This window comes from Kitasatospora sp. NPDC004272, from assembly GCF_053603035.1.
In genome coordinates this window covers 18,289-39,911 of sequence record NZ_JBSGET010000012.1, presented here as the reverse complement: position 1 = coordinate 39,911, position 21,623 = coordinate 18,289, and the positions used below count along the sequence as shown (strand labels likewise).

The window sequence follows — 21,623 nt, the reverse complement described above, 5'->3', positions numbered from 1 at the left end:
GCAGGGGTCCCTTCGGGAATCAGAGCGGAATGTTGCCGTGCTTCTTGGGCGGCAGCGCCTCCCGCTTGCCGCGCAGCGCCCGCAGCCCGCGGACGATGTGCCGCCGGGTCTCGCTGGGCGCGATGACCGCGTCGACGTAGCCGCGCTCGGCGGCCAGGTACGGGTTGAGCAGGGTGTCCTCGTACGAGGCGAGCAGTTCGGCGCGGCGCTCCTCGCCCAGGCCCTCCGCCTCGGCGGCGGCGATCTCCCGGCGGTGCAGGATGTTGACCGCGCCCTGGGCGCCCATCACGGCGATCTGGGCGGTCGGCCAGGCCAGGTTGAGGTCGGCGCCGAGGTGCTTGGAGCCCATCACGTCGTACGCGCCGCCGAACGCCTTGCGGGTGATGACGGTGATCAGCGGCACGGTGGCCTCCGCGTAGGCGAAGATCAGCTTGGCGCCGCGCCGGATGATGCCGTCCCACTCCTGGCCGGTGCCGGGCAGGAAGCCGGGCACGTCGACGAAGGTCAGCACCGGGATGTTGAAGGCGTCGCAGGTGCGCACGAAGCGGGCGGCCTTCTCGCTGGCGGCGATGTCCAGGCAGCCGGCCAGGTCCATCGGCTGGTTGCCGACCACGCCGACCGGGTGGCCCTCGACCCGGCCGAAGCCGATCACGATGTTGCCCGCGTACAGCGGCTGGACCTCCAGGAAGTCGCCCTCGTCCAGGACGCGTTCGATCACCCGGCGGATGTCGTACGGCTGGTTCGCCGAGTCCGGGACGATGGTGTCGAGTTCGAGGTCCTCGGCGGTGACGGTGAGGTCGGCCTCCTCGGGGTAGGCCGGCGGGTCGCTGAGGTTGTTGGAGGGCAGGTACGAGAGCAGCGCCTTGACGTACTCGACGGCCTCCTTCTCGTCGGCGGCCAGGTAGTGCGCGTTGCCGGACTTGGTGTTGTGGGTGCGGGCGCCGCCGAGTTCCTCCATGTCCACGGTCTCGCCGGTGACGGTCTTGATCACGTCCGGCCCGGTGATGAACATGTGCGAGGTCTTGTCGGCCATCACCACGAAGTCGGTCACGGCGGGGGAGTAGACCGCGCCGCCCGCGCACGGGCCCATGATCAGCGAGATCTGCGGGATCACGCCGGAGGCGTGCACGTTGCGCCGGAAGATCTCGCCGTACAGGCCGAGCGAGACCACGCCCTCCTGGATCCGGGCGCCGCCGGAGTCGTTGATGCCGATCATCGGGCAGCCGGTCTTCAGCGCGAAGTCCATCACCTTGACGATCTTCTCGCCGAACACCTCGCCGAGCGAGCCGCCGAACACCGTGAAGTCCTGGGCGAACACCGCGACCTGGCGGCCGTCCACGGTGCCGTAGCCGGTCACCACGCCGTCGCCGTACGGGCGGTTCTTCTCCTGGCCGAAGTTGGTGGAGCGGTGCCGGGCGAACTCGTCGAACTCCACGAAGGAGCCCTCGTCGAGCAGTTCCGCGATCCGCTCCCGGGCGGTCAGCTTGCCCTTGGCGTGCTGCTTCTCGACCGCCGCGGCCGAGCCGGAGTGCACCGCCTCGTCGATCCGCCGGCGCAGGTCGGCGAGCTTCCCGGCGGTGGTGTGCGGGTCCTGCGGTGCCTGGGTCATTCGGGGGGCTCTCCCTGCGTCCTCGGCCGCCGGCCCGGGCGCGCGAGGGGTGCGGGCAGGGCGGCGCTGCGGTCTACCGTTGAGTAGCGTAACCAGCGCGGCGGCACGCGTGGTTATGGCCATCGCCACATCGTCCCACCGCGCGTTCTGCGGGACGATGAAGCGGCGTGCGGCGTCCGTGCGGCGGCCTAGGCTGGTCCGGTGACCACTCCCGACAGCCCCCGTCCCCGCCGCTCCGGCCTGCGCGGCTTCGGCCACGGCGGCCCCTCCCCGTGGACCGACCTGGAGCGCCCGCCGCTGGACGAACGGGCCCTGCGGCTCGACCTGCTGCGCCCCGGGGCGCTGTGGACCTCACTCGATGTGGTGAGCGAGACCGGCTCCACCAACGCCGACCTCGCCGCCCGCGCCGAGGACGGCGCGCCCGAGGGCACCGTGCTGGTCGCCGAGTCGCAGCACGCCGGACGCGGCCGCCTCGACCGCCGCTGGAACGCGCCGCCGCGCTCCGGGCTGTTCCTGTCGGTGCTGCTGCGCCCGCAGGGCGTGCCGATGGAGCGCTACGGCTGGCTGCCGATCCTGGTCGGCACCGCCGTCTCCGCCACCCTCGACCGGATCGCCGGGGTGCGCACCGGCCTGAAGTGGCCCAACGACCTGCAGGCCGTCGTCGACGGGCAGGAGCGCAAGCTCGGCGGCATCCTCACCGAACTGTCCGGCGGCGCCGTGGTGGCCGGCCTCGGCCTGAACGTCTCGCTGCGCGCCGACGAACTGCCCGTCCCCACCGCGACCTCGCTCGCGCTGGCCGGCGCCGAGACCACCGACCGGCCCACCCTGCTGCGCGCGGTGCTGCGCGAGTTCGCCGAACTGTACGGCGAGTGGACCGCCGCCGCGGGCGACCCGCACGCCAGCGGCCTGCTGCCCGCGTACACCGCCCGCTGCACCACGCTGAACCGGCAGGTGCGGGTCCAACTGCCCGGGGAGCGCGAACTGCTCGGCGAGGCCGTCGCGGTGGACGGCGACGGCCGCCTGGTGGTGCGCACCCCCGACGGCGCCCGGCACCCCGTCGCCGCCGGGGACGTGGTGCACGTGCGCCCGCAGGACTGAGACCGGCCGCCCGGGACGCGTCGGTCTCACCCTGCGGGACCGACCGACCGGCTGCCGGGCGGATGCCCCGGATTACGCGATTCCGTGCGAACATTCCACCTGGCAGCGGTGTGAGGCTCGCCACTACCCCCGCGGTGGTCGCGTGCCCGCACCTCCAGGACGGCAAGACACAAGTGCGGCCCGGCCGCACGGGGACGGACCGGTGACAGACAACGGCGGCGCCACGACGGGCTCCGGCAGCGGCGCGACGGGGGACGAGACCACCGTCGCCACCGACCTGGAGCGGCTGATCCTCGACGCGCCGCGCAAGTACACCCCGTACCAGGCCGCGCGCGCCGCCGAGGTCCCGATGGACCTCGCCACCCGGTTCTGGCGCGCCATGGGCTTCCCCGACATCGGCCAGTCCCGCGCCCTCACCGACAACGACGTGATCGCGCTGCGCCGGCTGGCCGGCCTGATCGAGTCCGGGCTGCTCAGCGAACCGATGGCGATCCAGGTCGCCCGCTCCACCGGCCAGACCACCGCCCGGCTGGCCGGCTGGCAGATGGACACCTTCCTCGACAACCTCACCCAGCCCGTCGAACCCGGCATGAGCCGCTCCGACGTCGCCTACCCGCTGGTCGAACTGCTGCTGCCCGAACTGGAGCAGTTCCTGGTCTACGTCTGGCGCCGCCAGCTCGCCGCCGTCACCGGCCGGGTCGTCCAGGCCGCCGAGGACCACGAGGTCACCTCCGGCCGGCTCGCCGTCGCCTTCGCCGACCTGGTCGGCTTCACCCGGCTCTCCCGCCGGCTGGAGGAGGAGGAGCTCGGCGAACTCGTCGAGGGCTTCGAGAACACCTGCTCCGACCTGATCGCCGGCCAGGGCGGCCGCGTCGTCAAGACGCTCGGCGACGAGATCCTGTTCGTCTCCGAGGACCCGGCCACCGTCGCCGAGATCGCCCTCTCCCTGGTCGAGACCCTCGCCAAGGAGGACAACATGCCCGCCCTGCGGGTCGGCATGGCCTTCGGCACCGTCACCTCCCGGATGGGCGACGTCTTCGGCACCACCGTCAACCTCGCCTCCCGGCTCACCTCGATCGCCCCCAAGGACGCCGTCCTGGTCGACGGCGAACTCGCCGCCGCGCTCGACCAGCACGGCACCGCCAGCCTCCCGGAGAGCGAACCCGCCCCCGGCCACCGCTTCAACCTCCAGCCGATGTGGCGCCGCCCCGTTCGCGGCCTCGGCCTGGTCGAACCCTGGCTGCTCACCCGCGTCCCGCCCGGCAGCCCCGAATGAGTCGCGCGCCCCGATGACGCACGGCCGCCCGGTCCCCTAGCCTTGATTCACCCCACCGCCTCGGGCCGGTGGCGGCCGAAGGGGGGGTACATGGGCGACGGTCCCGGACCGCGGGAGTTCCCGCTGTCCTTGGGCACCTGGAACATCGGCGGCGGCATCCTCGGCGCCTCGCACCGGAAGGGCGCACCCGCCCGGCTCGACCACCACATCCACCACCTGCGGCGGGCGCGGCCCGACGTGCTCTGCCTCCAGGAGGCCCACGCCTACCACGACGGCCGGCCGGGCCAGGCGGAGCTGATCGCCCGGGCGCTGGGCGCGCAGTGGCGGGTGGTGCGCGCCCGGGTCGCCCGGCACGCCCACCGGGTGCTCGACCTCTGGGCGCCGCTCACCTGCTGGAGCATGCTCGCCCGGGGCGACATCGACGGACTGGTCGGCTACGGGATCGGCGAGATCGACCTGTACGCCGGTGCGCTGATCGCCGCCGAGACCGGGCTGACGCTCCGCGAGTTCTCCGGGCGGCCCTTCCACGGGCGGCTGGGGGCGGACGGGACGCGCCACTGGCTGCTGGCCGGGAGACCGGACGCGGTCGACGGGCTGGAGGAGTTGCTGTCCGGGGCCGACCGGACGGCGGGAGCCGACCGGCCGGAGCCGGCCGACGGCTGACGGAGCTGACGGAGGGGCAGGAGGGGGAGCGGTGATCGTCGAGGTGGAAGGTGAACTCGCCGCCCGGGCAAGGGAGTACGCGGCCGGACGGCGGGAGGCGCTGGCCGAGGCGCTCGGCGGAGTGACCCGGCCGGTGGTGCTGCGGGAGCTGCTGGGAGCGCTGGCGCGCGACGAGGGGCGGTTCGCCCAGGTGCGGGCGCGGTCGGTGCGGCACCCCAACGGGTTCGACAAAATCGTGCTGCTGGTCGGGGCGGAGTTCCGCCTGCGACTGCACGTGTGGGACGCGGACGCCGCACCGGACGCGCCCCAGGAGAACGTCCACAACCACCGGTGGGACTTCGCCGCGGAGATCCTCACCGGGGGCTACCGGCACCAGGAGTACCGCCCGGCGGCCGACGGCGCCGAGTTCCTCGGGTACCGGTACCGGCGGGCCGCCGACGGGGCCTCGTACCGGATGACCCCGCTCGGCGTCCGCACCCTGGAGCGGGTGTTCGAGGCGGACCTCACCCGGGGCAGCCGGTACCTGATGTCGCACACCCTCCACCACCGGGTGCTGCCGCTGCCCGGCCGGCCCACCGTCAGCATGGTCCTGGAGGGGCCGCACCTGCCGACGCCGGTCGAGGTGTTCACCGAGCCGGGAACGCTGCTGCCCCGGCGCTCCCCGCTGCCCGCCCTCCCGGCGGACCGGCTGGTGGACCGGCTGGGAGCCGTGGCCGGGCTGGACCCCGCCCGCTGAGCGGAGCGCCCGGACGCCCCGCCTCGGCCGAAAACCGGACGGACCGGCCTAGTCTGGACGAAAGGCCACGCGGGCAGGAGGACGGCTAACGGTGAGTGAGGCGACCATGGACGAGCGGGCCTCGTTCGAGGCGGCGGCACCCGACCTGCGGTTGCAGGCCGTGGTGGAACTCGCCCAGGACATGGCGGGCGCGCTGACCCCGCTGGAGGCCGTCCGGGCCGCCGCCGTCCGCGCCGTCTCCGCGCTCGGCGCCACCATGGCCGCCGTCTCGGTCTGGGACCGCGAGTCCGGACGGCTGCGGGTGCTGGTCAACCACGGCGAACTCGCGCCCGGCGAGGAGGAACTGCCCGAGGACGAGTCCTACCCCGTCGCCGACTTCCCCGAGATCGTCACCTACCTCGAAGAGCACTGGACCACCGGCCGGCTGCCCCGCGCCTGGACCCAGACCGCCGAGGACGTCGGCCCGTACACCGGCCGGCAGGACCACGGCTCCGGCGCCTTCTGCCGCCAGCGCGCCGCCGGACTGCGCCGCCGCGGCCGCGGCTGCTGCCTGGTCGCCCCGATCGTCCTGCACGGCCAGGCCTGGGGCGAGCTCTACCTCGCCCGCGGCACCGGCATGCCCGTCTTCACCGGCGCCGACGCCGAGTACGCCACCCTGCTCGCCGCCCAGGTCTCGGCCGGCCTCGCCCAGACCGAACGCGTCGCCGACCTGCGCCGCCTCGCCTTCACCGACGCCCTCACCGGCCTCGCCAACCGCCGCGCCGTCGACGCCCGGCTCGACGCCGCGCTCAAGGCCCACAACCGGGACGGCGCGGTGGTCTCCCTGGTGGTCTGCGACGTCAACGGCCTCAAGCGGGTCAACGACCAGCTCGGCCACGAGATGGGCGACCGCCTCCTCGAACGCTTCGCCCACCAGCTGTCGCTGTCCGCCGCCAAGCTCCCCGGCAGCCTGGCCGCCCGGCTCGGCGGCGACGAGTTCTGCCTGCTCGCGGAGGGCCAGTCGGCCGACGAGGTGGTCGCCGTCGCCGAGGAACTCTGCGCCCGCGCCCTGGAGTTGACCGACGGCGAGGGCGTCGCCTGCGGCATCGCCTCCACCGGCGACTCGATCGGCCCGGTCACCACCCCCGACCGCCTGTTCCGGCTCGCTGACGCCGCCCAGTACCGGGCCAAGGCCGGCCGCGCCGCCCACCCCGTCGTCGCCGGACGCAGCCACGGCCCCGCGTACGCCCCCGACCCGACCGTGCAGCTCGTCGACGCCGCCGACCCCCGGCGCAAGGCCCCCGGCGGGCGGCCGAACGGCGACCGCCGCCGCTTCCGCGGCGCCGCGCACAGCGCCGACCCCGGCCAGCTCCTCACCGCCGTCCTCGGCGCCCTCGACCAGGGCGGCGGCACCCACCCCGCCGACACCCTCGGCCGGCTCACCCTGGTCGCCGAGACCGCCGCCCGGCTGCTCAACGCCGTCGGCTGGTGGATCTCCTACGTGCCGCCCGGCTCCCCGCTGATGCGCACCGCCCGGCACGCCGTCTACCGGATGACCGGCGGCCCCGCCAGCTCCCGCGCCCAGACCCAGCGCGCCCAGATCGAGGCCCCCGACGCCGTCTTCGACCTCCGCCACTACCCCCTCACCTCCCGCACCGTCACCGGCGGCTCCTTCACCCTCCGGGCCGGCGCCCCCGGCAACGACGCCGCCGAGGAAGCCGTCATGGTCGTCTCCGGCTACCGCGCGATGGTCGCCGCCGGCGGCTCCAACCCGGCCGGCGGCTGGCTCCTCGAACTCTTCGCCGACGAATCCACCCTCCCCCTCACCCAGACCGCCCCCGCCCTGCGCGCCCTGGTCGCCGTCGCCCTCACCGGCCCCAGCTCACCGCCCCCGGCGTAGCGGGAGCACCACCGGGGCGCGGGACCGGGGAGGTCACGGCGTTCGACGCCGGTCACCCACGGGGGCGCGGCCGCTGCGAAGATCGGCCCGCTTGGAGCCGCGGGCCTTGCAGCCGGCGGGGTCGGCGGCCGGCAGCGCGCCGCGGCCGACTCCGCCCTGGTGCCTGGGCGGCCTGTTCCGCTCCACCCACTCGGCCGCCCGCCGGAGGTCCAGCCGGTCCTTCGGCCGGTCGAGCCGTCGCTTCCACGCGAGCGTGTCGGCGAGGGTGAGGAACCGGAGGCCACCGACCCGCTCCGCCCGGTCGAACAGTTCTCCCACCGGGCCGAACATGCCGGCGAACCAGCTGTCGGTGATCTCCAGGCGTCCGCCCATCAGCCGGACGGAGACGGCGCTGTCGAACGGGGCCCGTTCGGGTTCGCCGAGCAGGAGCACCCGGCGGAGGGCCTCGCCCCTCGCCACCACGTCGAGATCGCCGATCCGGTCCCGCAGCCCCCGGACGTACAGCGGGGCACTGCCGGCGATCAGCAGGTCCTCGACCGGGAGGTCCAACTCCCGCAGCAGGCGGAACGGTTCGGTGTGCAACCGCCCCGGGGTCAGGGGCACCGCCGCCGCGGTGCGGTCGGCATCGCGGGGGAGCGGCGACTGCCTGAGGCGCTCCCCCGCGCTGCCGCCCCCGGGCGGCGAGTGCCCTTGACCGGCCACCGCTAGGCCATGAAGGAGGTGAAGGCCGAGATGAGCGGCGGGAGCGCGGCGACGAAGCCGGTCAGGGCGGTGATCACGACCGCCACCTTGAGCGGTGCGCTCCCGCTCACCCTGGCGACGGCGAAGGCCGCCAGGCCGAGCGCGGTCAGCGCGACCACCGCGGCGATCGCCGCGGTCCACACGTGGGTGTTCAAACTGCCTCCCGGAGGGTTGCTTGCCGAGCCCTGCGCCGACGGACCCCGGGCGCCTTGGTAGGAGGCGCCACCTCTCGGGGACGACCGGCAAGGAGAACGCTACGAGCCGGGAGCGGCGGGCTCCAGGGCTTCCGGCAGATCGGGACGGACCGCAGAAAGGCCGTCAAACCCTCTACTTTGAGCAGGTCTTGCCCCGGCACCCGCATCTACCCTGATCAGGCTGTCGCCGGGTCCTCTTGCCGAGCCCTCCGCAGCGAGGACGTAGGTGGAGCCGCGGGGGTGGTAGCCCGCGGCTCCACCTACGCGCGTCTACGGGGCCGTCGTCAATTCCGCGTAGCGCGGCTAGGCCGTGGCCGGAGACCCGGTGGATCCGTCCCGGGCCGGGTGGGGCAGGACCGCCAGATCGCTGAGCGCGTCCAGGTCGAGCACGGTCAGCCGCCGGTAGCTGGTGTCGATCAGGCCGTTCTTCCTGAACTGCTGCAGCGACCGCGTCACCCCGGCCATGGACGAGGAGATGAGCGCGGCCAGGTCCTCCTGGCTCAGCGGGACCGTGATGGCGACCCCGTTCTCGGTCGGCTCCCCGTACGTCTCGGCGAGTTCCACGAGCGCCCGCGCCAGACGGACCTGGAGCGGGTAGCCGCCGGTGTCCACCCGCGCCCGGGTGGCCGCCCGCAACTTGCCGGCCACGGCCGCCACCAGGGCGAGGGCGATCTGCGGCTCCTGGCGGAAGAGGCGGACGAACTCGCTGTGCTGGATGGCGCGTGCCCGCACCGTTCCGACGGCGGTCACCGTCGCGGAGCGGGGCGCGCCGTCGACCGCGGCGAGTTCCCCGACCACGTCGCCCGCGGCCCGGATCGCGAGCAGGCTGACGTGCCCCTCCTCCGTCGTCGACGTCACTTTGACCAGCCCCTCCTCGATCAGGAAGAGGTGGGAGGCGCGTTCCCCCTCCCGCAGGAGGACCTCGCCGGCGGAGTGGACCGCCACCCTTCCGGCCAGCATCAGGGCCTGGTGGGAGGAGGCGGACAGCAGCCCCAGGTACGAGCCGGCCGGCCAGCGGGAGGCCGGCTTCCGGGCCCCGGGGCCGGGAGGCGGTGCGGCGTCACCGGTGGGCGGTGAATCGGTACCCATGCACACCTCCGCGCTCTGGCCCTGGATCCCCATGCTCCCAAAGGGGTGAGCCCGCTGTGAACAAGCCGGCCGGGGCCGCCGGTGCGCTCAGGAGATCCGGTCGGCGCGGGTGTAGACGTTCGCGGCGCGGTCGCGCAGGAAGCCGACCAGGGTGAGGCCGAGCTCCTCGGCCAGGTCGACGGCCAGCGAGGAGGGGGCGGAGACGGCGGCGAGCAGGGGGAGGCCGGCCAGGGCGGCCTTCTGGGTGAGTTCGAAGGAGGCGCGGCCGGAGACCATCAGCAGGTGGCCGGTCAGCGGGAGGCAGCCCTCGCGCAGGGCCCAGCCGACCACCTTGTCGACGGCGTTGTGGCGGCCGACGTCCTCGCGGGCGCACAGCAGCGTCCCGTCCGCGGCGAAGAGCCCGGCGGCGTGCAGGCCGCCGGTGGTGTCGAAGGCGCGCTGGGCGGCGCGCAGCCGGGCCGGGAGGTCGTAGAGGACGGCGGCGGGCACGGTGAGCGGGTCGGGGGCGACGTCCCAGCGGGAGCGGGTGCGGACGGCGTCGACGGTGTCGCGGCCGCACAGGCCGCACGCGCTGGTGGTGAGCAGGTTGCGGTGGGCGGAGAGCGCGGGGCGGGCGCCGCGGACGGTGGCGTCGACGACGTTGTACGTGTTGGCGCCGTCCTCGTCCGTCCCGGCGCAGTAGCGCAGCGCGGCGAGCTCCTCGATGGCGCCGACCAGGCCCTCGCCGACCAGGAACCCGGCGACCAGGTCGAAGTCGTGGCCGGGGGTGCGCATGGTGACGGTCAGCGCCTCGCCGCCGATCCGGATCTCCAGCGGCTCCTCGGCCGCGAGGCTGTCGGGCCGCACGGAGCGCCCGTCCCCGTCCAGCCGCACCACTCGTCGTCGTTCCGTCGCCCGCGCCATGCGTCTCGCACCTCCGCGGGCCAGTCAACCACCCGTCAGGCTTCGGCGACGCGGAGCCTCACCCCGGTGCCGGGCAGGAGGGTGGCGAGGGGCAGCGGGAGCCACGCGAGCAGCGACCAGGGCGAACCGTCGAACCCGAGGCGGCCCACGAGCAACAGGACCGCCGCTCCCGCCAGCAGGACGGCCGGCCCGAACCAGGTGCCGCGGACCTCCGCCTGCACCGTTCCGGCGGCAGGGACGTCCACGGTCACGGTGTTGGAGCGGTCGAGCCCCCGTCGGACCTGGACGCGGTGGATGCCGGGAGGCAGCACGAACGGGGTGTTGCCGCCGGGCCTGGCCCAGTCGAGGACGGTGCGGCCGGTGTAGACCCGGTACTTCCCGCGGCCCTGCTTCGGCACCTTGACCATCAGTCTGCCGTTGTCGGTGTCCATCGCCGCCTCCCCGTTCGCCAGCGTGCGCGAAGGATAGCGGGACGGTCCGCCACCCTGCTTGTCACATTGCCATTCACCTGATGAGATTGTGCATATGGATATGCACAGTGTCGTCGTCCGGGTCGGCAAGGCCGACGTCAGCGCCGAGGACGTCCTCGCCGTCGCCCGCGGCGGGGCCCGGGTGGAGATCGGGCCGGACGCGCTCGCCGAGATGGCCGCGGCCCGGGCCCGGATCGACGCGCTGGCGGCCGAACCGCGCCCGGTGTACGGGGTCTCGACCGGATTCGGCGCGCTGGCCGTGCGGCACATCAGTCCGGAGCTGCGGGCGCAGCTGCAGCGCTCGCTGGTGCGCTCGCACGCGGCGGGCATGGGGCCGGTGGTGGAGACCGAGGTGGTCCGGGCCCTGGTGTTCCTGCGGATGAAGACGCTCGCCTCCGGCCGCACCGGCGTGCGCCCGCTGGTCGCCGGGACGATGGCCGCGCTGCTGAACGCCGGAATCACCCCGGCGGTGCGGGAGTTCGGCTCGCTGGGCTGCTCCGGCGACCTCGCGCCGCTCTCGCACTGCGCGCTGGCCCTGATGGGCGAGGGCACCGCGTTCGGCCCGGACGGGGCGGAGCGGCCGGCCGGCGAACTCCTCGCCGAGGCCGGGATCGCCCCCGTCGAACTGCTGGAGAAAGAGGGCCTGGCCCTCATCAACGGCACCGACGGCATGCTCGGCATGCTGCTGATGGCGCTGGCCGACCTGCGCCGCCTCTACACCACCGCCGACGTCACCGCCGCGATGAGCCTGGAGGCGCTGCTGGGCACCGACAAGGTGCTCGCCCCCGAACTGCACGCCCCGATCCGCCCGCACCCCGGGCAGGCCGCCGCCGCGGCCAACATGCTGGCGGTGCTGCGGGGTTCGGGCCTGACCGGCCACCACCAGGACGACGCGCCGCGGGTCCAGGACGCGTACTCGATCCGCTGCGCCCCGCAGGTCGCGGGCGCCGGACGGGACACCCTGGCGCACGCCGCGCTGGTCGCCGAACGGGAGCTGGCCGCCTCGGTGGACAACCCGGTGGTGCTCCCCGACGGCCGGGTCGAGTCGAACGGCAACTTCCACGGCGCGCCCGTCGGCTACGTGCTGGACTTCCTGGCGATCGCCGCCGCCGACCTGGCCTCGATCGCCGAGCGGCGCACCGACCGGCTGCTCGACCGGGCCCGCTCGCACGGCCTGCCCGCCTTCCTGGCCGACGACCCGGGCGTCGACTCCGGCCTGATGATCGCCCAGTACACCCAGGCCGCGCTGGTCAGCGAGAACAAGCGGCTGGCGGTGCCCGCCTCGGTGGACTCCATCCCGTCCTCGGCGATGCAGGAGGACCACGTCTCGATGGGCTGGTCCGCGGCCCGCAAGCTGCGCCGCGCGGTGGACAACCTCGGCCGCGTCCTCGCGGTGGAACTCGTGGCCGCCGCGCGGGCGTTGGAGATCCGGGAGCAGGCCGCCGAGCAGCCGGGCGTGCTCGCCCCGGCGACCGCCGCCGCCGTCGCCGCCGCCCGCGCGGCCGGGGTCGGCGGCCCGGGCCGCGACCGCTTCCTCGCCCCGGACCTGGAGGCCGCGGCCGCCCTGGTCGCCTCCGGCGCCCTGCTGGAGGCGGTGCAGGAGGTCACCGGACCACTCGCCTGACTCCCCGGCCGGGACGGGCGGGCGCACCCGCCGGAGCACGCTCCGGACCCGCCCGTCCCGCCAGTCGATACGCGATTGCCCACCTGCCGGGACTGCGCCACAGTCGTCCCACCGTCGAAGCCACCGGCGACCGCCCAACCGAGCGTGGAGGTACCGCACATGACCGCCCTGGACGAGACCGGCACCACCGCCGGGCCCTCCGCCCGGCTGCTCCAGCTCTTCGAGGGCCACCGGCTGACCCCCACCCAGCGGCGGATCGCCCACTCGCTGGTCCGGCACGCCACCGAGGCGCCGTTCCTGTCCAGCGTCGAGGTCGCCGAACTCGCCGGGGTCAGCCAGCCCTCGGTGACCAGGTTCGCCGTCGCCCTCGGCTACGACGGCTACCCGGCGCTGCGCAAGCAGCTGCGCGAACTCGGCGTCGGCGACTCCGGCACGCCCGAGAGCCACCACGAGGTGGTGCGCAACGAGCACCAGCAGGCCGTCCTCGCCGAGATCGAGCACCTGCGGCACCTCGCCGAACTGCTCGCCGACCCGGCCCCGATCGTCCGCGCCGCCCGGATCCTGGCCGCCTCCCGCCCGCTGCCCGTGCTCGGCCTGCGGGCCGCCTCCGCGCAGGCCCACGGCTTCGCGTACTTCGCGAGCAAGGTCCACCCCGACGTCCGGCTGCTCGACGAGGGCGGCTCGATGCTCGCCGACCGGCTGGAGCAGGCCGCCGACGCCGGGGCCAGCGCGCTGCTCTGCTTCGCCCTGCCGCGCTACCCGCGCGAGCTGATGGACGCCCTCGCGGTGGCCCGGGAGTGCGGCCTGACCGTGCTCACCGTCGCCGACTCGGCGTTCGCCCCCGTCGCCAAGCTCTCCGACGTGCTGCTGCCCGCCGCCGTCGGCACCGGCCTGGTCTTCGACACCGCGTGCGCGCCGATGATGCTCGGCCGCGTCCTGCTGCAGACCATGTGCGACGAGCTGCCGGGCGCCGAAGCCCGGCTGGAATCCATCGAGCAGTCCGCGACGTCCCGTCAACTCTTCCTGGACTGACACCTGTTGTTTGCCGAATGACACCTTTTCGTCGGGTTGACGACGGGTACTGAGCGGGCATCCCTCTGGGTAGGGAGAACGACAGCTCGGACGGGGGAAGTCCCATGCCACCGCCGATCCACCAGATGAGACTCACCGGACGGCTCGGTTCCGGGGCCGACGAATGGTCCTGCCCACTCTGCGGCCGCCGCATCGCGCTGCGCCGCCCGCCCAACCCGGAACTGGTCGTCCTCGACCCCGGCGACGAGGAGGCCGTGCACATCGGTGTCCTGGAACCCGGCAGCGACGCCGCCGACGCCGCCGACCAGGCCGCCGCCCGCTACGGCGTCGGCCCGGTCCAGCACATCCCGCGCCCCCCGGCCCGCCCCGGCCAGCCGACCCCCGAGCCCGACGCGGCGGACCGCCGCTGGCTGGCCGAGATCGGCATCGACTGGGACGGCGACGAGGCGGCCTGACGCCCGCTCAGGGGATCGCCGAGAGCGGGCCCCTGAACGCGCGCACTCGTGAGCCCCTGAACGCGCGCTCCCGCGCGGGCTCTGGTCGCCGTGGTTCTGTTTGGATATATTCAGTCTCGTTGATCGTGAATGAATGGCATCCGGCAGGGAGGCTGGCCCATGGCAGAGCAGACGAGCGGCCCGCGCGAGGTCCGCGCGGCGCGGGGGAGCGGGCTCAGTGCGCAGGGGTGGCAGCAGGAGGCGGCCCTGCGGATGCTGATGAACAACCTGGACCCGGAGGTGGCCGAGCACCCGTCCAAGCTGGTGGTCTACGGCGGCACCGGGAAGGCGGCCCGGGACTGGCGCTCCTTCGACGCGATGGTGCGCACCCTGCGGGGGCTGAAGCAGGACGAGACCATGCTGGTGCAGTCCGGCCGGCCGGTCGGCGTGATGCAGACCCACGAGTGGGCGCCGCGGGTGCTGATCGCCAACTCCAACCTGGTCGGCGACTGGGCGAACTGGGAGGAGTTCCGCCGGCTGGAGTCGCTCGGGCTCACCATGTACGGGCAGATGACCGCCGGGTCCTGGATCTACATCGGCACGCAGGGCATCCTGCAGGGCACCTACGAGACCTTCGCGGCGGTCGCGGACAAGAAGTTCGGCGGCACCCTGGAGGGCACCGTCACCCTGACCGCCGGCCTCGGCGGCATGGGCGGCGCCCAGCCGCTGGCCGTCACGATGAACGGCGGCGTGGCGATCTGCATCGACTGCGACCCGTCCCGGATCGCCCGCCGGATCGAGCACCGCTACCTCGACGTCGAGGCGAGGGGCCTGGAGCACGCGCTGCAGCTCGCCGTCGAGGCCCGGGACCAGCGGCGGCCGCTCTCGATCGGCCTGCTCGGCAACGCCGCCGACCTGCTGCCGCAGCTGCTCGCGATGGACGCCCCGATCGACGTCGTCACCGACCAGACCAGCGCCCACGACCCGCTCGCCTACCTGCCCACCGGCGTCGCCTTCGAGGACATGGCCTCCTACGCGGCCGAGAAGCCCGCCGAGTTCACCACCCGGGCCCGCGAGTCGATGGCCCGGCACGTCGAGGCGATGGTCGGCTTCCAGGACCGCGGCGCGGAGGTCTTCGACTACGGCAACTCGATCCGCGGTGAGGCGCAACTCGCCGGGTATGAGCGGGCGTTCGCCTTCCCCGGGTTCGTCCCGGCGTACATCAGGCCGCTGTTCTGCGAGGGGAAGGGCCCGTTCCGCTGGGCGGCGCTCTCCGGCGACCCGAAGGACATCCACCGGACCGACAAGGCCGTGCTCGACCTGTTCCCGGAGAACGAGTCGCTGCACCGCTGGATCACCATGGCCCAGGAGAAGGTGCACTTCCAGGGCCTGCCCGCGCGGATCTGCTGGCTCGGCCACGGCGAGCGCGACAAGGCGGGCGAGCGGTTCAACGACATGGTGGCCTCGGGCGAGCTGTCCGCGCCGATCGTGATCGGCCGCGACCACCTGGACTGCGGCTCGGTCGCCTCCCCGTACCGGGAGACCGAGGCGATGCTGGACGGCTCCGACGCGATCGCCGACTGGCCGCTGCTCAACGCCATGGTCAACGTGGCCTCCGGCGCCTCCTGGGTGTCGATCCACCACGGCGGCGGCGTCGGCATCGGCCGCTCGATCCACGCCGGGCAGGTCACCGTCGCCGACGGCACCGCGCTGGCCGGGGAGAAGATCCGCCGGGTCCTCACCAACGACCCCGGCACGGGCGTGATCCGGCACGTCGACGCGGGCTACGACCGGGCCTCCGAGGTCGCGCGGGAGCGCGGGGTGCGCATCCCGATGAACGAGCACGGCCCCGTGGACGAGCACGGCCCCGTGGACGAGCGGTGAGCTTCGACGCGATGTGGGCGGAGCTGCTCCCGGTGGGCCGCTCCGCCGCCACCGGCGGCTACCGGCGGCACGCCTGGAACTCCGCGGACGCCGAGTGCCGGGCCTGGTTCGAGCAGCAGGCCCGGACCCGCGGCCTGGCGTGCCGGACGGACCGCAACGGCAACCAGTGGGCCTGGCACGGCGACCCGGCCGCCGGGAACGCCGTGGTCACCGGCTCGCACCTGGACTCCGTCCCGGACGGCGGCGCCTACGACGGTCCGCTCGGGGTGATCTCCGCCTTCGCCGCGTACGACGAACTCCGTGCGCGCGGAGCCGAGTTCACCCGTCCGCTGGGGATCGTCAACTTCGCGGACGAGGAGGGCGCCCGGTTCGGCGTCGCCTGCGTCGGCTCCCGGCTGGCCACCGGCGCGCTCGACCGGGCGGCCGCGCACGCGCTGCGCGACGCCGACGGGGTGCGGCTGCCCGACGCCATGGAGCGGGCCGGGCACGACCCGGCGCTGATCGGGCCGGATCCCGAACTGCTGGGCCGGATCGGCGCGTTCGTCGAACTCCACGTCGAGCAGGGGCGCTTCCTCGCCGAGCGGCAGCCGGTCGGGGTGGCCAGCGCGATCTGGCCGCACGGCCGGTGGCGGTTCGACTTCCACGGCGAGGCCAACCACGCGGGCACCACCCTGCTGGCCGACCGCCGCGACCCGATGCTGACCTACGCCACCACGGTGCTCGCCGCCCGCAAGAAGGCCCGGCTCGCCGGGGCGCTGGCCACCTTCGGCAAGGTCGCCGTCGAACCCAACGGCACCAACGCCGTCGCCTCGCTGGTCCGCGGCTGGCTGGACTCGCGCGCCCCCGACGAGCACACCCTGGGCCGGCTGGTCGAGGGCATCGGGCAGTCGGCCGTCGAGCGCGGCGAACGCGACGGCGTCCGGGTCGAGCTCACCCGCGAGTCGTACACCCCGGTGGTCGACTTCGACGGCCCGCTGCGCGAGCGCCTCGCCGCCCTGCTGAACGCCCCCGTCCTGCCGACCGGCGCGGGACACGACGCCGGGATCCTGGCATCCGCCGTCCCGACCGCCATGCTGTTCGTGCGCAACCCCACCGGCGTCTCGCACTCCCCGGCCGAGCACGCCGAACGGGCCGACTGCCACACCGGCGTGCGCGCCCTCGCCGACGTCCTGGAGGACCTCGCATGCCGTCCGTCGTGACGTACTGGGTCGAACACGCCTGGCTGCCGCACCCGAACGGCCCGGCCGTCCAGCCCGAGGTGCTGATCACCGCCGGCCCGGACGGCCGGATCACCGGGGTCACCCCCCGCAGCGGGCCCTGCCCCGCCGGGGCGGTCCGGCTGGCCGGGCTCGCCCTGCCCGGCCAGGCCAACGCGCACTCGCACGCCTTCCACCGGGCGCTGCGCTCCACCGCCCAGGTCGGCTCCGGGACGTTCTGGACCTGGCGCGACACCATGTACAAGGTCGCCGCCGCGCTCGACCCCGACCGCTACCTGGCGCTCGCCACCGCCGTGTACGCCGAGATGGCGCTCGCCGGGATCACCGCCGTCGGCGAGTTCCACTACCTGCACCACGGGCCCGGCGGCACCCGGTACGCGAACCCGAACGCGATGGGCGAGGCGCTGATCGAGGCCGCCGCCCGGGCCGGGATCCGGATCACCCTGCTCGACACCTGCTACCTGTCCGCGGGCTTCGGCGCCGAACCGACCGAGCCCCAACTGCGCTTCTCCGACGGCGACGCGGACGCCTGGGCCGACCGCGCCGCCGCCCTGACCGACCGCCCGCACGCCCGGATCGGCGCCGCCGTGCACAGCGTCCGGGCCGTCCCCGCCGGGCAGTTGGGCACCGTCGCGCACTGGGCCGCGACCCGCCGGGCCCCGCTGCACGTCCACCTCTCCGAACAGACCGCCGAGAACGACGCCTGCCTCGCCGCGCACGGCGTCACCCCGACCCGGCTGCTCGCCGACCACGGCGTCCTCGGCCCGCGCACCACCGCCGTGCACGCCACCCACCTCACCGACGAGGACGTCCGGCTGCTCGCCGACTCCTCCACCACCGTCTGCATGTGCCCCACCACCGAACGGGACCTCGCCGACGGCATCGGCCCGGCCCGGCAACTCGCCTCCGCGGGCTGCCCGATCACCCTCGGCTCGGACAGCCACGCCGTCATCGACCCGTTCGAGGAGGCCCGCGCCCTCGAACTCGACGAACGCCTGCGCACCCGCACCCGCGGCCACTGGACCGCGGGCGCCCTGCTCCGCGCCGGCACCTCGGACGGCCACGCCTCGCTCGGCTGGCCCGAGGCCGGCCGCCTGGAGCCGGGCGCGCTCGCCGACTTCTGCGTCCTCGCCCTCGACTCCGTCCGCACCGCCGGGCCGTCGCCGGTGCTCGGCGCCGAGACCGCGGTGTTCGCGGCGTCCGCCGCCGACGTCCGCCACCTGGTGGTCGGCGGGCGGCACGTCGTCCAGGGCGGCGTGCACCGGCTCGTCCCGGAGACCGGCCGCGCGCTCGCGGACGCGGTGGCCGCCCTGCGCTGAGACCCGCCCCGCGCCGGGACCCGCCCCGCGCCGGGACCTGCGCCGGGACCCGCCCGCGCCCGACTCCCCCAGAAGGAACCCGCGTTCATGAGCCTGCTCATCAGCAACATCGGCTCGCTGGTCACCAACGACCCCGCCCACGGCACCGGCCCGCTCGGCCTGCTGGCCGACGCCGCCGTGCTGGTCGACGGCGACACCGTGGCCTGGGTCGGCCCGGCCGCCGCCGCACCCGCCGCCGACGAGCACACCGACGCGGGCGGCCGGGCGCTGCTCCCCGGGTTCGTGGACAGCCACGCGCACCTGGTGTTCGCCGGGGACCGAACCGCCGAGTTCCACGCCCGGATGTCCGGCCGGGCGTACGAGGCGGGCGGCATCCGCACCACCGTCGCGGCGACCCGGGCCGCCTCCGACGCCGAACTCAACGCCAACCTGACCCGCTACCTGGCGGAGATGCTGCGCCAGGGCACCACCACGGTCGAGGTGAAGTCCGGCTACGGCCTGAGCACCGCCGACGAGGCCCGCTCGCTGCGGATCGCCGCCGGGCACACCGCCGAGACCACCTACCTGGGCGCGCACGTGGTGGCTCCCGAGTACGCCGACGACCCGGACGGGTACGTCGACCTGGTGACCGGCGAGATGCTGGCCGCCTGCGCGCCGTACGCCCGCTGGGTGGACGTGTTCTGCGAGCGCGGCGCCTTCGACGGCGACCAGGCCCGGGCCGTGCTCACCGCCGGCGTCGCGGCCGGCCTGCGGCCCCGGGTGCACGCCAACCAGCTCGGCCCCGGCCCCGGCGTCCGGCTCGCGGTCGAACTCGGCGCCGCCTCCGCCGACCACTGCACCCACCTGACCGACGCGGACGTCGCCGCGCTGGCCGGGAGCGACACCGTCGCGACGCTGCTGCCGGGCGCCGAGTTCTCCACCCGCGCGCCCTACCCGGACGCCCGGCGCCTGCTGGACGCGGGCGCCGCCGTCGCGCTCTCCACCGACTGCAACCCCGGCTCCAGCTTCACCAGCTCGATGCCGTTCTGCGTCGCCGTCGCGGTCCGCGAGATGGGCATGACCCCCGACGAGGCGGTGCACGCCGCCACCGCCGGCGGCGCCCTCGCCCTGCGCCGCACCGACGTCGGCCGGATCGCCCCCGGCGCCCGCGCCGACCTGCACCTGCTGGACGCCCCCTCGCACGTCCACCTGGCCTACCGCCCGGGCGTCCCGCTGACCGCCGCGGTCTGGCAGGGCGGGGCCAGGAGGCTCTGACCCCGGCGGGGCGGACCGGCTGCGGAGCAGCAATGGTATGCGGAAGGTAAAGCTACCCGATCGTGCAGCATGTGTTTCATTGGTTCAATTCGAAGATTGCCTTCGAATTGAAGGAGCTGGCGGGTGATGCCCGTGAAAGCGCAACGCCCCCCGGGGGCGGCGCCCCCGAGAGCCCCGCCCGTCCCGCAGGTCCCCTGATCAGCGGCCCCCGCGCGGTCTACCATCGCCACTATGACCTGTGTGCTGCTGGCCGAGGACGACCCGGCAATCTCCGAACCGCTGGCCCGCGCCCTGCGCCGCGAGGGCTACGAGGTACTGGTCCGCGAGGACGGACCGGCCGCCCTGGGCGCCGGCCTCGGCGAGGACGTCGACCTGATCGTGCTCGACCTCGGCCTCCCCGAGATGGACGGCCTGGAGGTCTGCCGGCGGCTGCGCGCCGACGGCAAGAGCTTCCCGGTCCTGGTGCTCACCGCCCGCGCCGACGAGGTGGACACCGTGGTCGGTCTGGACGCCGGCGCCGACGACTACGTCACCAAGCCGTTCCGGCTGGCCGAACTGCTCGCCCGGGTCCGGGCCCTGCTCCGGCGCGGCAACGTCGACCAGCTGACCACCGGCGCGCACGGCGTGAAGATCGACATCGAGTCGCACCGCGCCTGGCTCGGCGAGGAGGAGCTCACCCTCTCCGCCAAGGAGTTCGAGCTGCTGCGGGTCCTGGTGCGGGACGCCGGACGGGTGGTCACCCGCGAGGAGATCATGCGCCAGGTCTGGGACACCACCTGGTGGACCTCCACCAAGACCCTGGACATGCACATCTCCTGGCTGCGCAAGAAGCTCGGCGACGACGCCGCGAACCCGCGCTACATCGCCACCGTGCGCGGCGTGGGCTTCCGCTTCGAGAAGAACTGACCGGCTTCGAGAAGGACTGACCGGCACAACCGCGAACCGAAGGACCGCCCGGCGTGAAGCGCAGGATGATCAACTCGCTGCTGGGCGTCGTCCTGGTGGTGGTCGCGGTGTTCTGCGTGCCGCTGGCCCTGATCGAGAAGCAGACGATCGTCAACGCCGCCAACGACCGGGTGGACGCGGTGGCGCTCCGGGTGCTCGGCCTGGTCGAGAGCCGGCTCGCCGCGGGCGAACCGGTCAGCGGCGAGAAGTTCGCCGCCGTGGTCGCCGGTGACGACTACTACGTCACCGTGGACATCCCCGGGCAGTCGCAGATCGCCCTCGGCCATCCCGTCCACGGCGAGGCGCTGAGCGCCACCGAGACCGGCGCCAGCGGGGAGACCGTCACCGCCGAGCAGTCCCGCACCGCGCTGGACCACGAGATCGGCAACATGCTGCTGCTGCTCGGCGTGGTCGCGCTGCTCGCCGTCCAGGCCGCCGTGGCGCTCGCCGTCTGGCAGGCCAAGCGCCTCGCCCGGCCGCTCACCGACCTCGCCGAGACCGCCGAACGCCTCGGCTCCGGCGACCCCCGGCCCCAGGGCCGCCGCTACGGCGTCCCCGAGCTCGACCGGATCGCCGAGGTGCTGGACACCAGCGCCGAACGGATCGCCCGGATGCTCACCGCCGAACGCCGGCTCGCCGCCGACGCCTCGCACCAGCTGCGCACCCCCCTCACCGCGCTCTCCATGCGGCTGGAGGAGATCACCGCGCTCGCCGAGGACCCCGGCACCGTCCGGGAGGAGGCCGCGATCGGCCTCCAGCAGGTCGAGCGGCTCACCGACGTGGTCCAGCGGCTGCTCACCAACCAGCGCGACCCCAACAGCCCCACCGCGGTGACCTTCGGGCTCGACGAGGTGGTCAAGCAGCAGGTCGAGGAGTGGGGCCCGACCCTGCGCGACAGCGGGCGCCGCCTGGTCATCGAGGGACTGCGCGACGCCCGGGTGATCGGCACCCCCGGCACCGTCTCCCAGGTGCTCGCCACCCTGATCGAGAACTCGCTGATGCACGGCGCCGGCACCATCACGCTGAGGGTGCGCCGCTCCGGCAGCTCGGTGGTCGCCGAGGTCCAGGACGAGGGGCCCGGCGTCCCCCGGGAGCTCGGCAACCGGGTCTTCGAACGGGCGGTCAGCGGCCGCAACTCCACCGGCATCGGGCTGGCCGTCGCCCGGGACATCGCCGAAGCCGACGGCGGCCGCCTCGAACTGCTGTCGCTGCGGCCGCCGGTGTTCGCGCTCTTCCTCGCCCACGGGGGCGACTGA

The 21,623-nt window shown here is 74.5% G+C and carries 19 protein-coding genes and 1 pseudogene; 14 read left to right on the top strand and 6 right to left on the bottom strand.

The window, feature by feature from the left end; translation table 11 throughout:
• Nucleotides 1-19: 19 nt before the first annotated feature.
• Nucleotides 20-1,609 (bottom strand): acyl-CoA carboxylase subunit beta, encoded by a 1,590-nt coding sequence (locus tag ACWEO5_RS06365; protein ID WP_452160674.1) that lies wholly within the window; start codon nt 1,607-1,609, stop codon nt 20-22.
• Between the two features lie 201 nt (nt 1,610-1,810).
• On the opposite strand from ACWEO5_RS06365, the gene ACWEO5_RS06360 reads away from it, so the two are divergent.
• The 5 genes and pseudogenes from ACWEO5_RS06360 to ACWEO5_RS06340 form a co-directional block, all read left to right on the top strand.
• Nucleotides 1,811-2,707, top strand: a complete 897-nt coding sequence (locus ACWEO5_RS06360; protein ID WP_452160672.1) for a biotin--[acetyl-CoA-carboxylase] ligase — start codon at nt 1,811-1,813, stop codon at nt 2,705-2,707.
• A 202-nt stretch (nt 2,708-2,909) separates the two neighbouring features.
• A complete protein-coding gene (locus ACWEO5_RS06355; protein ID WP_452160670.1) occupies nt 2,910-3,983 on the top strand; it encodes an adenylate/guanylate cyclase domain-containing protein in 1,074 nt (357 codons plus the stop codon).
• 90 nt (nt 3,984-4,073) lie between these two features.
• Nucleotides 4,074-4,646, top strand: a complete 573-nt coding sequence (locus tag ACWEO5_RS06350; RefSeq protein ID WP_452160668.1) for an endonuclease/exonuclease/phosphatase family protein — start codon at nt 4,074-4,076, stop codon at nt 4,644-4,646.
• Between the two features lie 31 nt (nt 4,647-4,677).
• The gene (locus tag ACWEO5_RS06345) at nt 4,678-5,382 is read left to right on the top strand and encodes a hypothetical protein (protein ID WP_452160666.1); all 705 of its coding nucleotides are present in this window, start codon (nt 4,678-4,680) and stop codon (nt 5,380-5,382) included.
• 181 nt (nt 5,383-5,563) lie between these two features.
• Nucleotides 5,564-6,703 (top strand): annotated as a pseudogene (locus ACWEO5_RS06340) (diguanylate cyclase domain-containing protein); the annotation flags it as partial.
• A 591-nt stretch (nt 6,704-7,294) separates the two neighbouring features.
• Here ACWEO5_RS06340 and ACWEO5_RS06335 read toward each other — a convergent pair.
• The 5 genes from ACWEO5_RS06335 to ACWEO5_RS06315 form a co-directional block, all read right to left on the bottom strand.
• Nucleotides 7,295-7,843 (bottom strand): hypothetical protein, encoded by a 549-nt coding sequence (locus tag ACWEO5_RS06335; RefSeq protein ID WP_452160664.1) that lies wholly within the window; start codon nt 7,841-7,843, stop codon nt 7,295-7,297.
• 122 nt (nt 7,844-7,965) lie between these two features.
• Complete coding sequence (locus ACWEO5_RS06330) at nt 7,966-8,157, bottom strand: hypothetical protein (protein WP_452160662.1); 192 nt, start codon at nt 8,155-8,157, stop codon at nt 7,966-7,968.
• 342 nt (nt 8,158-8,499) lie between these two features.
• Entirely contained in the window at nt 8,500-9,285 is a 786-nt protein-coding gene (locus ACWEO5_RS06325; protein WP_452160658.1) for a Crp/Fnr family transcriptional regulator, read from the bottom strand.
• Between the two features lie 87 nt (nt 9,286-9,372).
• Complete coding sequence (fdhD, locus tag ACWEO5_RS06320; RefSeq protein WP_452160656.1) at nt 9,373-10,188, bottom strand: formate dehydrogenase accessory sulfurtransferase FdhD; 816 nt, start codon at nt 10,186-10,188, stop codon at nt 9,373-9,375.
• Nucleotides 10,189-10,223: 35 nt separating this feature from the next.
• Nucleotides 10,224-10,619 (bottom strand): hypothetical protein, encoded by a 396-nt coding sequence (locus ACWEO5_RS06315; RefSeq protein WP_452160654.1) that lies wholly within the window; start codon nt 10,617-10,619, stop codon nt 10,224-10,226.
• Between the two features lie 100 nt (nt 10,620-10,719).
• Between ACWEO5_RS06315 and hutH the strand changes: the two genes are divergently transcribed.
• From hutH to ACWEO5_RS06270, 9 genes are all read left to right on the top strand, one after another.
• Nucleotides 10,720-12,282 (top strand): histidine ammonia-lyase, encoded by a 1,563-nt coding sequence (gene hutH, locus ACWEO5_RS06310; protein WP_452160735.1) that lies wholly within the window; start codon nt 10,720-10,722, stop codon nt 12,280-12,282.
• Nucleotides 12,283-12,441: 159 nt separating this feature from the next.
• On the top strand, nt 12,442-13,314 hold the full coding sequence (locus tag ACWEO5_RS06305) for a MurR/RpiR family transcriptional regulator (protein WP_452160652.1): 873 nt from the start codon (nt 12,442-12,444) through the stop codon (nt 13,312-13,314).
• 104 nt (nt 13,315-13,418) lie between these two features.
• The gene (locus tag ACWEO5_RS06300; RefSeq protein WP_452160650.1) at nt 13,419-13,769 is read left to right on the top strand and encodes a hypothetical protein; all 351 of its coding nucleotides are present in this window, start codon (nt 13,419-13,421) and stop codon (nt 13,767-13,769) included.
• A gap of 159 nt (nt 13,770-13,928) precedes the next feature.
• A complete protein-coding gene (hutU, locus tag ACWEO5_RS06295) occupies nt 13,929-15,632 on the top strand; it encodes a urocanate hydratase (protein ID WP_452160648.1) in 1,704 nt (567 codons plus the stop codon).
• Nucleotides 15,633-15,643: 11 nt separating this feature from the next.
• Entirely contained in the window at nt 15,644-16,831 is a 1,188-nt protein-coding gene (locus ACWEO5_RS06290) for an allantoate amidohydrolase (RefSeq protein WP_452160733.1), read from the top strand.
• Nucleotides 16,816-18,168 (top strand): formimidoylglutamate deiminase, encoded by a 1,353-nt coding sequence (locus ACWEO5_RS06285; protein ID WP_452160646.1) that lies wholly within the window; start codon nt 16,816-16,818, stop codon nt 18,166-18,168. Before ACWEO5_RS06290 ends, ACWEO5_RS06285 begins: the two co-directional genes overlap by 16 nt.
• A gap of 87 nt (nt 18,169-18,255) precedes the next feature.
• Nucleotides 18,256-19,422 (top strand): imidazolonepropionase, encoded by a 1,167-nt coding sequence (gene hutI / locus ACWEO5_RS06280; protein ID WP_452160644.1) that lies wholly within the window; start codon nt 18,256-18,258, stop codon nt 19,420-19,422.
• Between the two features lie 231 nt (nt 19,423-19,653).
• Nucleotides 19,654-20,328, top strand: a complete 675-nt coding sequence (locus tag ACWEO5_RS06275) for a response regulator transcription factor (RefSeq protein WP_285740005.1) — start codon at nt 19,654-19,656, stop codon at nt 20,326-20,328.
• A gap of 53 nt (nt 20,329-20,381) precedes the next feature.
• Nucleotides 20,382-21,623 (top strand): ATP-binding protein, encoded by a 1,242-nt coding sequence (locus tag ACWEO5_RS06270; RefSeq protein ID WP_452160642.1) that lies wholly within the window; start codon nt 20,382-20,384, stop codon nt 21,621-21,623.